Here is an 11,160-nt window from a genome sequence, read left to right on the forward strand (position 1 = left end):
GCCGTGGGCGTCGGCGAGGGCGGCGGCCAAGGGGGCGTGGGGGTCGGGGGTGGGGTGGGTGAGTTCGTTGAGGTGGCGGTCGTAGAAACCCGTGGTCATACGCGCCGTCGTGAACTCCTCGTGGCGCAGCGAGCGGACGAGGAGGTCGCGGTTGGTGATCGGGCCGTGGATCGTCGCGCGTTCCAGGGCGCCCGCCAGTTTGCGGAGCGCCTCCGCGCGCGTGGGGGCGTGTACGACGACCTTGGCGAGCATCGGGTCGTAGTGGACGGGGATCATGTCGCCGTCGGCGTACCCGGTGTCCAGGCGGATGTCCGGGGACTGCGGGACCGCCAGGCGGTGCAGGACGCCGGTCTGCGGCGTCCAGCCCTTTGCCGGGTTCTCGGCGTACAGGCGGGCCTCTAACGCGTGGCCACGCGCGCGTGGGCGGTTGTGCGGGAGAGCACCGCCTTCCGCGACACGTATCTGGAGGGCAACGAGGTCGATGCCGAAGACCGCTTCCGTGACCGGGTGTTCGACCTGGAGGCGGGTGTTCATCTCCAGGAAGTGGGCCCTGCCGTCCTCCCCCACGAGGAACTCGACCGTACCGGCGCCCGTGTAGTCGACGGCTCGGGCCGCCCGTACGGCCAGTTTGTGGAGTTCCTCGGTGAGCGCCTCCGAGAGCCCGGGCGCCGGGGACTCCTCGATCACCTTCTGGTGGCGGCGCTGGAGGGAGCAGTCGCGGGTGCCGAGCGTCCACACGGTGCCGTGGGTGTCGGCCAGGACCTGGACCTCGATGTGCCGACCGCCCTCCACATACGGCTCGACGAAGACCTCGCCGTCACCGAAAGCGCTGTGGGCCTCGGCGCGGGCGGCCTCCAACGCCCCGTCCAGTTCGGCTAGTTGACGTACGACGCGCATACCGCGCCCACCACCGCCCGCCGCCGCCTTGACCAGTACCGGCAGGTCGGCCTCGGTGACGCCGGTGAGCGGCTTGAGCCCCATCAGCTGCTTCGCGCGCGTCTTGGACGCCATCGCCTCGATCACCTCCGGAGACGGGCCGATCCACACGAGTCCCGCGTCGGTCACGGCACGCGCGAAGCCGGCGTTCTCGGAGAGGAAGCCGTACCCGGGGTGCACGGCGTCCGCGCCCGCCGCGAGCGCCGCCCGAACGATCAGATCGCCGCGCAGATACGTGTCCGCGGAGGCCGCCCCCGGCAGTCGTACCGTCGCGTCGGCCACGCGCGCGTGGAGGGCGTTCTCGTCGGCGTCCGAGTGCACGGCGACCGTCCGGATGCCCAGCTCACGGCAGGTGCGGAAGATCCGGCAGGCGATCTCCCCGCGGTTGGCGACGAGCACCGAGCCGATCAATGTTGATTCACCAGGCACTGTTGATTCCTCACATTCGGAAGACGCCGAAGCCGCCGCGGGCGCCCTCGTAGGGCGCCGTGTGGATCGCGGAGAGGCACAGGCCGAGGGCGGTTCGGGTGTCGCGTGGGTCGATGACGCCGTCGTCGTACAGCCGTCCGGAGAGGAACATGGGGAGCGATTCGGACTCGATCTGCTGCTCGACCATCGCGCGTAGGGCGGCGTCCCCGTCCTCGTCGTACGGCTGTCCCTTGGCGGCGGCGGACTGGCGGGCGACGATCGACAGCACGCCGGCGAGCTGCTGCGGGCCCATCACCGCCGACTTGGCGCTGGGCCAGGCGAACAGGAAGCGGGGGTCGTAGGCGCGTCCGCACATGCCGTAGTGCCCGGCGCCGTACGACGCCCCCATGAGGACGGAGAGGTGGGGGACGCGCGAGTTGGAGACCGCGTTGATCATCATCGCGCCGTGCTTGATGATGCCGCCCTGCTCGTACTCCTTGCCGACCATGTAGCCGGTGGTGTTGTGGAGGAAGAGGAGCGGGATGTCACGCTGGTTGGCGAGCTGGATGAACTGGGCGGCCTTCTGCGACTCGGCGCTGAACAGGACCCCCTGGGCGTTGGCGAGGATGCCGACCGGATAGCCGTGCAGGGTCGCCCAGCCGGTCACCAGGCTGGTCCCGTAGAGGGGCTTGAACTCGTCGAAGTCGGAGGCGTCGACGATGCGGGCGACGACCTCGCGGGGGTCGAAGGGGGTCCGGAGGTCGCCCGGGACGATCCCCAGCAGCTCCTCCGCGTCGTACGTGGGCGGCTGGACGTCGGCGGGGCTCGGATCGGCGTACGCCTTGCGGTGGCCCAGGCGGGCGACGACCCGGCGGGCCTGGCGTAGCGCGTCGTGCTCGTCCAGGGCGAAGTAGTCCGCGAGGCCCGACACGCGCGCGTGCATCTCGGCGCCGCCCAGCGACTCGTCGTCGCTCTCCTCGCCGGTGGCCATCTTGACGAGGGGCGGCCCGCCGAGGAACACCTTGGCGCGCTCCTTGACCATGATCACGTGATCGGACATGCCGGGGATGTACGCCCCACCGGCCGTCGAGTTCCCGAACACGACCGCCACCGTCGGTATCCCGGCGGCGGAGAGCCGGGTGAGGTCGCGGAAGACCGCTCCCCCGGGGATGAAGATCTCCTTCTGGGACGGGAGATCCGCACCGCCCGACTCGACGAGGCTGACGAGGGGCAGCCGGTTGGCGAACGCGATGTCGTTGGCGCGCAGCGCCTTCTTCAGGCTCCACGGGTTACTGGCGCCGCCGCGCACGGTCGGATCGTTGGCGGTGATCAGACACTCCACGCCCTCGACGACCCCGATACCGGTGATCAGGGAAGCCCCTACGGCGTACGCACTCCCCCAGGCCGCGAGCGGCGACAGCTCCAGGAAGGGGGTGTCGGGGTCGAGAAGCAGCTCGACGCGTTCCCGGGCGAGGAGTTTGCCTCGGGCGCGGTGCCGGGCGATGTACTTCTCCCCGCCGCCCGCGAGGGCCTTCGCGTGTTCGGCGTCGAGGGCGGCGAGTTTGCCGAGCATGGACTCGCGGTGGGACGCGTACTCCGAGGACGCGGTGTCGAGCGCGGACGCCAGGACCGTCACAGGAGCGTCTCCGGTATGTCGAGGTGCCGGGAGCGCAGCCATTCGCCGAGCGCCTTGGCCTGCGGATCGAAGCGGTGCTGCGCGGCGACGCCCTCGCCGAGGATGCCCTCGACGGTGAAGTTGAGGGCGCGCAGGTGCGGGAGGGTGTGTCGTACGACGGTCAACTCGGCTGTCTCCGGGAGCAGTTCGCGGAAGAGGGCGGCGGTGAGGGTGTGGGCGAGCCAACGCCAGGCGTCGTCCGTACGCACCCAGACACCGACGTTGGCGTCGCCGCCCTTGTCGCCGCTGCGGGCACCGGCGAGGAGGCCGAGGGGCGCGCGGCGGACAGGGCCGGGCGGCGGGGAGTCGGGCAGCGGGGGCTCTGGCGGCTTGGCCAGTACGAGGGTGTCGTGTGGCGGGGGTACGGGGATCCGGCGCCCGTCGTCGAGCACGGCCACGTGGCTCACGGCGTCCTGGGGGACGTACGCGGCCTCGAACACCCCGTAGGGGGCGCCCTTTCCGGGGGGCGCCAGGACGTGGAACCCGGGGTAGCTGGCGAGGGCGAGTTCGACGGCGGCGCCGCTGAGAGTGCGGCCCACGGTGTGCTGGTCGGGGTCGCGCACGACGAGCCGGAGCAGGGCGCTGGCGGTCTCCTCGGTGGGGGCGTCGGGGCGATCGGTGCGGGCGAGGGTCCAACTGACGTCGGCGGGGCGGGACTTGGCCGCGTGGAGGGCGGTTTCCAGTTGGTCCCGGACGAGCGCCGCCTTGGGCTCGATGTCGAGCCCGGTGAGGACGAAGGTGACCTCGTTGCGGAAACCGCCGAGCCGGTTGAGGCCCACTTTGAGGGTGGGCGGGGGCGCTTCCCCCCGTACGCCGTGGATACGTACCCGGTCGGGCCCGTCCTCGGTGAGGCGGACGGTGTCGAGGCGGGCGGTGACGTCGGGGCCGGCGTACCGGGCGCCCTGTGTCTCGTACAGGAGTTGCGCGGTGACCGTGCCGAGGTCGACGACGCCGCCGGTGCCGGGGTGCTTGGTGATGACGCTCGTGCCGTCGGGGTGGATCTCGGCGAGGGGAAAGCCGGGGTGGCGGAGGACGCGGGGGGCTTTCCCGACGTCCTCGGCGTCCAAGTGCTCGGCGAAGAAGGCATAGTTGCCGCCGGTGGCCTGGGTACCGCACTCCAGCACATGCCCGGCGACGACCGCGCCCGCGAGTTGGTCGTGATCCCCCGGCCCCCAGCCGAAGTGGGCGGCGGCGGGCCCGGCGACGAGGGCGGCGTCGGTGACGCGGCCGGTGACGACGACGTCCGCGCCCTCGCGCAGACAGGCGGCTATGCCGAAGGCGCCCAAGTAGGCGTGTGCCGCAAGGCTGTTGGGGTGGTCGGCGGTGAGGTCGTCGCCCTCGACGTGGGCGACGCGGGCCGGGATCCCGAGGCGGGCGGCGAGTTTCCTGACGTCCGCCGCGAGGCCCGCCGGGTTGAGACCCCCGGCGTTGGTGACGATGCGCACCCCCCGCTCATGGGCGAGACCGAGGCACTCCTCCAACTGCCGCAGGAAGGTACGGGCGTACCCGGCCGACGGGTTCTTCGGGTCCCTGAGACGGTCGCGGCCGAGGATGAGCATGGTCAGCTCGGCGAGGTAGTCGCCGGTGAGGACGTCGAGTTCGCCGCCGGTGAGCATCTCGCGCATGGCGTCGAAACGGTCGCCGTAGAAGCCGGAGGCGTTGCCGATCCGGAGGGGCGCCGTCACCGTCGGACCCCGCCCGGTGCGCGGCCGTTGCCCGGCGGGCCCGCGAAGGCCTGGGCGATGTCGAGCCACTGGTCGGCGTCGGCGCCTTCGGCACACAGGGCGAGGTCGGCGCGGTGGGCGCGCTGATGGGCGACGGTCCAGGCGGGGGCGGGGGTGTCGAGGGCCCACTGCTCGGTGCCCAACTCGGCGCCCAGCTGGTCTAGTTGGGCGCCCTCCTGACGCAGGGCGTCGATGACGGCACGCGTATCGGCCGACGGATCGGACACGAGGCGCTTCCTTTCGGGCACGACGGTGTGCCGGGCGGGGCGGGCGTGATGCGGCATGTAGCAGCCGCTTGCGGCGAGTTGGGGCGTATGGCGGCGTGCTGCGGTCCGCTTCCGAAGGATGGCAGCGACGCCAGAAACAAGCAAGCATGCTTGCATTAATTGGGGGGCGCGCAGCGGTAGGCGGGCCGGTCGGTCAACCCTTCGGCGAACTCCTCGGCCGGCGATTCCGCCTCGAAATTCAGATGCGTCGCGATAGCAACCGCAGTACGGTCGCCCGATGACTGCCTCAAGCGCCGAAACCGACCAAGGCCGAGCCGCAGACAACGATGACCACGCCGATGACGATGACGGCTACTTCGGAGAACCGGTGGCCGCGCGGTACGACGACTCCTCCTCCGAGATGTTCACGCCGGCCGCCATCGAACCGGCCGCCGACTTCCTGGCCGGCCTGGCAGGCAAGGGCCGGGCCCTCGAACTCGGGGTCGGGACGGGCCGTATCGCGTTGCCGTTGGCGCGGCGCGGGGTCGAGGTGCACGGGATCGACATGTCCCGGGCGATGGTGGCCCGGATGCGCGCCAAGGAGGGCGGGGACGCGATCGGGGTGACGATCGGGGACTTCTCGACGACGCGGGCCGAGACGGCCGACGGTGACTTCTCCGTCGGCTACCTCGTCTTCAACACGATCATGAACCTGACCTCACAGGAGGCCCAGGTCGCTTGCTTCCGCAATGTCGCGGCGCACCTGGCACCCGGCGGGACCTTCGTCATCGAGGTCGGGCTGCCCAGGCTGCGCAGCCTGCCGCCCGGCCAGAACATCGTGCCGTACCACGCGGGCCCGACGCGCTGGGCCTTCGACGTGTACGACGTCGCCACCCAGGCGACCAGCTCGAACTACGTCGAGGTGGTGGACGGGCGCGGATCGTACCGGTCGATTCCCTTCCGGTACGTATGGCCGTCCGAGCTCGATCTGATGGCCCAGCTGGCCGGGATGCGGCTGCGCGAGCGGTGGGAGGGGTGGACTCGGGAGCCGTTCACGAGCGAGAGCACGAAGCATGTGTCGGTGTGGGAGAAGCCGCCCACCGGCTAGGTTCCCCCTTTGCTCCGCTCAGTCCGCGTCGACGGACCTGGACAGAGCGTCGGCGATCATACGGGTGGCGAAGTCGGGGTCCTCGGTGATGCGGTTGATGTGTTCCGCGAGCAGGAAAGCGGTGGCCTCCAGGGGAGTCATCTCCGCCTCGGTCCAGTCTCCGTACTGCTTGCGCCACAGGTTGGGGCTCAGACCGGTGCCGGCGGCGACGACCAGGCCGGCCATGGTGGGGATCACCTCGGGGCTGACACTCTTCGGCATCATGCGCATCGTGGCCACGAGGGTGGGGACCACGTACTCGATGACGTCCTTCTCGTGTTCCTCGTGGGCCTTCCGCAGCCAGGTCATGAACATGTAGATGAGCGTGCAGGCGCCGTCCAACAGGTCGTTGGCCCCCTTGGGGCCCAGCGACGCGGCGAACTGGTCCATCAGCTTGCGCTGTTCGGGATCGACCCCGGTCTTGCCGTCGTGAACGCTCTTGAGCTGAGAGTCGATCACCATGAGCGCCGCGCCCACATCACCGACGGGAGCGTGCTGGGGATCGCAGGGCGATGTCACAGAATTCCTCCTCGTACGGCTGCGTTGCGCAGCACGGCATGTACGTACAGTAAACGGCCAAGGGTACGTGCACTGGCGGTTTGCCACCTTTACGGCGACCGCTGCGGAATGCCGGACGGGCCGTGTGAAACCCCGTCAACCCGGCCCGACCGGATGATCGGCACATCCCGCACGCCAGGAGAACCTCACACCTCTCACGGAACGTGAAGCCGCCTGGCTTCAGTCTGCGAACGTTTCTGTCTGCGAATTTTGTGAGAGGTATTGACGCTGATCACTGGATCCTTATCATCCAATTGCTCGACACTTCGACCCTTGTTCGGCATATCGGACACGAGGGCCCCACCACACCGCCCCCGGGCAGCCCTTGACGGGCTGAACCGGAGTCGCTTGCTCAAGGATGACGAGGTCCTGATGCGCAGACGTATTTTCAGTCGCAGACGTCCACCCGCAGTGTTCGCCGCCGTGGTCGCGGCCCTGGCCGCGTTGGCGGCGCTGCTCGTCGGGACTGCCACGGTGGGATCAACCAGCAGTGGACGTTGACGGACAGCAGCCAGCTGACCGTGTACGGCAACAAGTGCCTGGATGCCCGGGGCGGTGGCACCACGGCCGGGACCCCGGTGCAGATCTGGACGTGTACCGGCACTGAGAACCAGCAGTGGCGGGTGAACCCCGACGGCACGATCATCGGCGTGCGGTCCGGGCTGTGCCTGGAAGCCGCGGGCTGGGGTACGGCCAACGGCACGGAGGCGCGGCTCTGGTCGTGCACCGGCGGCGCCAACCAGAAGTGGACCGGCCTGTCCGGGGCGAGCAACGCGTGTGCTCTTCCGTCGACCTACCAGTGGACCTCGACCGGCCCGCTGGCGCAGCCGGCGAACGGGCAGCTCGCGCTGAAGGACTTCACCACCGTGAAGTACAACGGCCAGAACCTGGTCTACGCCACCACCGCCAACGAAAGTGGGTGGGGCTCGACGGGGTTCAGTCCCTTCACGAACTGGTCGGACATGGGGGCGGCCACCCAGACCCAGATGAACGAGGGCGCGGTGGCGCCCGAACTGTTCTACCTCTCGACCAAGAACATCTGGGTGCTGGTGGACCAGTGGGGTCAGTACCCGTTCTACTACCGCACGTCCAGCGACCCCACCAACCCCAACGGCTGGTCCGCCCGGCAGCCGCTGTTCACCGGCAGCCTCCCCGTCGCTGACGGCGGCGGTGCGCTCGACGCGACCATGATCGCCGACAACCAGAACATGTACCTGTTCTTCGCCGGTGACAACGGCAAGATCTACCGGGCGAGCATGCCGCTCGGGAACTTCCCCAGCAGTTTCGGCTCTTCGTACACGACGGTCATGAGCGACACAAACAAGGACCTTCTGTTCGAGGCGCCGGAGGTCTACAAGGTCCAGGGCCGCGACCAGTACCTCATGATCGTCGAGGCGTCGGGTTCGAACCGCTACTTCCGCTCGTTCACCGCCTCCAGCCTGGACGGTCCGTGGACCGTCCAGGCCGGCAGCGAGAGCAGCCCCTTCGCGGGCCAGGCCAACAGCGGTTCCACCTGGGCCCAGGGCGTCAGCCACGGTGACCTGGTCCGCAACAACCCCGACCAGACCATGACCATCGATCCCTGCAACCTGCAGTTCCTCTACCAGGGCCTCCTCAAGGACATCCCGCCGAACACCGGCTACATGAGCCTGCCGTACCGGCCGGGCGTCCTCACCCTCCAGCGCTGACCCACCGGATCCACGGTGACCGCGAAGTGGTGCGGTCCGCCACCGCGTAGACGACCGGTCCACGACGTGGGCGACTCCACCCGCTGACCGGGAACCCCAGCCGCGCGTCGGCCGGGGTTCCTCTCTTTCGCCGTCAAAAGGCCCGCGCCGTTACGACCGGGCCGCCGTGCACCTGGTCCCCACCCCCTCGGCGGGCACCTGCCGGCTGTTGATCCGCCGCAACCGCACCACCGGTGACGTGGCCTGCTACCGCTGCTTCAGCCTGCGGCCAGTACCGCTGCCCGCCCTGGCCCGCGTCGCCGGAACCCGCTGGAACCGACCGCAGCCGGCGTGGCCCGAGGGCCCCTCAGCCTGCCGTCAGCGTCGCCAGGGCTCGGTCCATCGCGGCGTTGAACTCTTCGGGCGTCAGAGGCAGTCGGGACTTGACGTCCCGACTCCACTGGTCGGCGAGGACCTCGGCGGAGCCCGCCTCGATACCGTCGAGCGCCGCGTCGGCCAGGTCCGACGGCGCGATCTTGGCCACGGGCCAGCCCGCGGCCATGTCGGTGTCCGCCAGGCCGAGGTGCACCGCTGTCACGAGCGTGCCCTGCCCGGCGAGCTCCAGGCGGACGCCGTTGGTCATGGCCCAGGCGGCGGCCTTGGTCAGGTGGTAGGCGTTGGCGCCCTTGCCCCCGAACCACGACATGGCGGACAGGACGTTGACGATCGCGCCCCCGCCGTTCCTGGCGAGCGTCGGCGCGAACTCCCGGATCATTCCCAGGTGGCCGAACATGTTGGTCTCCAGCTCGTGCCGTACCGCGTCCAGCGAGCCGGTCACCAGGTCGGTCCCCGTACTGATTCCCGCGTTGTTGACGAGCAGCGAGACGTCCGGGGCGGCCTCGGCGGCGGCCCTCACGGAGGCGGGATCGACGATGTCGAGGGGCAGCACCTCGACCCCGGGCAGGTCCACGGTCTCCGGTCGGCGGGCCGTCGCGTAGACCTTGCGGGCGCCCCGTTCGAGCAGGCGCTGGGCAAAGGCGCGGCCCAGGCCACGGTTGGCTCCGGTGACAAGGGCAACTGAGTTGTTGATGTCCATGCCCGGTACGCTAAAACCTGACGTTGACGTCAGAGGCAAGTGCTGGTCGTCAGGACCGGGGTGAGAGGAATCGCCATGACCGTCACACAGCCCGCGGCCGAGCGGCTGGTCCGCATCGGCGAGGTGGCGCGGGGCGCCGGCGTCTCGGTACGCGCCGTGCGCTATTACGAGCAGCAGGGGCTGCTCATCGCGGAGCGCAGCCCGTCCGGCCAGCGCCTCTACCGGCAGGACGCCGTCACCCTGGTGCGCTTCTTCCAGCAGATGTTCGCCGCCGGGCTGACCAGCCGAAGGATCACCGAACTCCTTCCGTGCTGGGACGCCGGGCACACCGACGCCGAGCAACGAGCCATGCTGCGCGCCGAGCGCGACCGTATCCAGGCCAAGGTCGACGATCTTCAGGCCGCCTTGGACCGCCTCGACGAGGTCATCGCGATCACGGACACGCACCCGTAGGCGCGGCCGGTTCGGACAGCGCACCAGCGATCTACGGCTGGAGTGCCAGGCGCTGCGAACAACCGTGCCGGGCACCTCGGTTGGTCGTGCCGGGTGCGGGCCGGTCGCGCTGAGGCGCAAGAGAGAAACCCCAGCCGGCGTGCGGCTGGGGTTTCTCAGGGTGGTCCGTTTCGGTCAGCGGGTGGAGTCGCCCGCGTCGTAGACCGGTCGTCTACGCGTTGGGGGACCGGGCCGCGTCGCGGTCACCGTGGATCCGGTGGGTCAGCGCTGCAGGGTGAGCAGGCCCGGACGGTAGGGCAGCAGGGCGTAGGGGGTGCTGTCCCCAGGCGCCGGGGGGGTCCGGCCCTGGTAGAGCAGCTGCAGGTTGCAGGGGTCGACGGTCATGGTCTGGTCGTTGTTGTTGCGGACCAGGTCGCCGTGGCTGATGTCGTTGGTCCAGGTCGCGCCGCTGTTGGCCTTGCCCGCGAAGGGGTTGGACTCGGTGGCGGCCTGCGGGGTCCACGTACCGGTGAGGCTGGTGGCGGTGAAGGAGCGGAAGTAGCGCTGCTCGTTCGTACCCCGTGCCTCGACGATCATGAGGTACTGGTTCTGGCCCTGGACCTTGTAGACCTGCGGGGCCTCGAACAGGTTGAGCGCCGTGTCGCTCATGATGGTCGTGAAGGAGCTGAAGGCGCCCGGGAAGTTCCCGATCGGCATGTCCGCCCGGTAGATCTTGCCGTTGTCACCGGCGAAGAACAGGTACATGTTCTGGCCGTCGGCGATCAGGGTCGGGTCGATCGGGGCGCCGCCGTCACCGGTGGGGAGGCTGCCGGTGAACAGGTTCTGCGGCGCGGACCAGCCGTTGGGGTTGGTCGGGTCGCTGGACGTGCGGTAGGTGAAGGTCCAGTTGGTGCCCCAGCCCAGCGAGGCCAGTACCCAGATGTTCTTGGGCGCGAAGTAGAACAGCTGGGGTGCCACCGCACCCTGGTTCATCTTGGTCTGGGTGGCAGACGCCATGTCCGACCAGTTCGTGAACGGAGCGAAGCCCATCGAGCCCCAGTTGCCGTCGGAGTACGTCCCGTAGACCATGTGCTTGCCGTTGTACATCGTGGTGGTGAAGTCCTTCAGCGCGGCCCACCCGTTCGCCGGCTGCGCCAGCGCACCGGTCGAGCTCCAGTGGTACGTCGACGGAAGCGCGCAGGAGGTCGCGGTCAGGCCGGTCCACTTCTGGTTGGCGCCGCCGGTGCACGACCAGAGCTGCGCCACCGTGCCGTTGGCCGAACCCCAGCCCGCGGCTTCCAGGCACAGGCC

9 protein-coding genes and 1 pseudogene are annotated in these 11,160 nt (G+C 69.7%); 3 read left to right on the forward strand and 7 right to left on the reverse strand.

Annotated features, from left to right (window positions below):
• The 4 genes from ADL01_RS32705 to ADL01_RS32720 all read right to left on the reverse strand — a co-directional run.
• On the reverse strand, window positions 1-1,347 hold a 1,347-nt coding region (locus ADL01_RS32705; RefSeq protein WP_053745661.1), incomplete at its 3' end, for an acetyl-CoA carboxylase biotin carboxylase subunit.
• A gap of 28 nt (window positions 1,348-1,375) precedes the next feature.
• Window positions 1,376-2,980: an acyl-CoA carboxylase subunit beta gene (locus tag ADL01_RS32710; RefSeq protein ID WP_053745662.1), complete on the reverse strand. Its 1,605-nt coding sequence runs from the start codon at window positions 2,978-2,980 to the stop codon at window positions 1,376-1,378.
• A complete protein-coding gene (locus tag ADL01_RS32715; RefSeq protein ID WP_053745663.1) occupies window positions 2,977-4,704 on the reverse strand; it encodes an acyclic terpene utilization AtuA family protein in 1,728 nt (575 codons plus the stop codon). The genes ADL01_RS32710 and ADL01_RS32715 overlap by 4 nt, the downstream gene beginning before the upstream one ends.
• Complete coding sequence (locus ADL01_RS32720) at window positions 4,701-5,126, reverse strand: maleylpyruvate isomerase N-terminal domain-containing protein (protein ID WP_324614649.1); 426 nt, start codon at window positions 5,124-5,126, stop codon at window positions 4,701-4,703. The genes ADL01_RS32715 and ADL01_RS32720 overlap by 4 nt, the downstream gene beginning before the upstream one ends.
• A 121-nt stretch (window positions 5,127-5,247) precedes the next feature.
• Between ADL01_RS32720 and ADL01_RS32725 the strand changes: the two genes are divergently transcribed.
• Window positions 5,248-6,057: a class I SAM-dependent DNA methyltransferase gene (locus ADL01_RS32725; RefSeq protein ID WP_053745665.1), complete on the forward strand. Its 810-nt coding sequence runs from the start codon at window positions 5,248-5,250 to the stop codon at window positions 6,055-6,057.
• A gap of 18 nt (window positions 6,058-6,075) precedes the next feature.
• Here ADL01_RS32725 and ADL01_RS32730 read toward each other — a convergent pair whose 3' ends face one another.
• A complete protein-coding gene (locus ADL01_RS32730; RefSeq protein ID WP_053745666.1) occupies window positions 6,076-6,615 on the reverse strand; it encodes a hypothetical protein in 540 nt (179 codons plus the stop codon).
• A gap of 411 nt (window positions 6,616-7,026) precedes the next feature.
• On the opposite strand from ADL01_RS32730, the pseudogene ADL01_RS32735 reads away from it, so the two are divergent.
• A pseudogene (locus tag ADL01_RS32735) lies at window positions 7,027-8,342 on the forward strand (non-reducing end alpha-L-arabinofuranosidase family hydrolase).
• Window positions 8,343-8,688: 346 nt separating this feature from the next.
• On the opposite strand, the gene ADL01_RS32740 reads toward ADL01_RS32735, so the two are convergent.
• A complete protein-coding gene (locus tag ADL01_RS32740) occupies window positions 8,689-9,417 on the reverse strand; it encodes an SDR family oxidoreductase (RefSeq protein WP_053745667.1) in 729 nt (242 codons plus the stop codon).
• 75 nt (window positions 9,418-9,492) lie between these two features.
• Here ADL01_RS32740 and ADL01_RS32745 point away from each other — a divergent pair, with 75 nt between their 5' ends.
• Entirely contained in the window at window positions 9,493-9,870 is a 378-nt protein-coding gene (locus tag ADL01_RS32745; RefSeq protein ID WP_053745668.1) for a MerR family transcriptional regulator, read from the forward strand.
• A 261-nt stretch (window positions 9,871-10,131) separates the two neighbouring features.
• Here ADL01_RS32745 and ADL01_RS32750 read toward each other — a convergent pair.
• On the reverse strand, window positions 10,132-11,160 hold a 1,029-nt coding region (locus ADL01_RS32750; protein ID WP_053745669.1), incomplete at its 5' end, for a non-reducing end alpha-L-arabinofuranosidase family hydrolase.

The organism is Streptomyces sp. NRRL WC-3618 (assembly GCF_001280005.1).
GTDB lineage: Bacteria > Actinomycetota > Actinomycetes > Streptomycetales > Streptomycetaceae > Streptomyces.